Source organism: Bhargavaea sp. GQ12, from assembly GCF_059758705.1.
Window position 1 is genome coordinate 1 of the sequence record NZ_JCAXEU010000041.1, and the last position, 1318, is coordinate 1318.

1 protein-coding gene and 1 pseudogene are annotated in these 1318 nt (G+C 48.6%); both read left to right on the plus strand.

From position 1 onward, the window contains the following. Positions 1–395 (plus strand): transposase (locus AC6CHQ_RS16235; protein WP_498082069.1); only part of this gene is annotated, 395 nt, incomplete at its 5' end. Between the two features lie 17 nt (positions 396–412). After that, positions 413–1273 (plus strand): annotated as a pseudogene (locus tag AC6CHQ_RS16240) (IS3 family transposase); the annotation flags it as partial. Positions 1274–1318 lie beyond the last annotated feature (45 nt).

Genomic DNA, 1318 nt, shown 5'->3' on the forward strand with positions numbered 1-1318 from the left:
TTTTTAGAAGATGGCTGAAAAAGTATAATGGTCATGGAGAAGTCCCGAAGGGACTTAAGGAACGGAGGGATCCCATGACCAAGGGAAGGAAGACAACACTAAAAGAACGGGTTGAGATTGCCCAGCAGTGTATCGCATCCGGCAAGGACTATCAGGGAACAGCCGAAACCTACAAGGTTTCCTATAATCAGGTTTACCAGTGGGTGAAGAAATACGAAGCAGGACAGGAGGAGGCTCTGAGGGATGGCCGTGGACGCAAAAAGGCAGACGAGGAGCTGACCAACGAAGAGCGTCTTAAGTTGGAAATCAAGCGGATTGAGAAGGAGAATGAGCGCCTTCGGGCTCAGAATGCCCTTCTAAAAAAGTTGGACGAAATCGAAAGGAGGCGTTTCTAAGCGGAGTCCGGCAGGAAAACCGTTATCTGGCCATACGCGAAGTCCATGAGTCAGATGGTCATCCGATTGACTTATTGTGTGAACTCGCTGGAGTTGGCCGATCGTCCTACTATCAATGGCTGAACCGAGTTCCCACGGAAGAAGAAAAATTGAATCAGGAACTCCTTACAGACATCCGGGAGATTCACAAGGAGCGCAAAGGGATCTACGGTTACCGCCGAATGAAGATGGTCCTTGAACGCAAACATGGCCGCAAATTCAATCTCAAGCGGGTATATCGCCTGATGAGACTGGCAGGAATCCAATCGGTCATCCGCCGGAAAAAGAAACGCTATTTGCCATCAACTGCGCAGCACGTGGCAGAGAACGTCCTGAACCGGGAATTCCTCGCGGACAAGCCGAATCAGAAATGGGTTACGGACGTCACGGAGTTCAAGTACGGTGTTGAATCCAAGGCATACTTGAGTGCAATCCGAGACCTCCATGACGGTTCCATCGTTTCTTATGTCCTGGGCCGTTCCAACAACAATGCATTGGTATTTGAGACACTGGATCAAGCCCTGCGGGCTGAGCCCAATGCCAAGCCAATCCTCCACAGTGACCGCGGATTCCAATACACCAGCAAGCAATTCAAAATCAAATTAGATAAGGCTGGCATCACCCAAAGCATGTCCAGGGTAGGTCGATGCATCGACAATTCGCCGATGGAGTCTTTTTGGGGAGCCTTAAAATGCGAAGAATATTATTTGAGTACATATCAATCGTTTGATGAGCTTAAGAACGCAGTCGATGAGTATATCCGTTTTTATAACCACGAACGTCTTCAAGAACGACTAAACGGCCTCAGTCCCATTGAATACAGGACTGAAGCCGCTTAAGCAATTTTACTTATTTCCTCTGTCTACTTGACCGGGTGCAGTTCA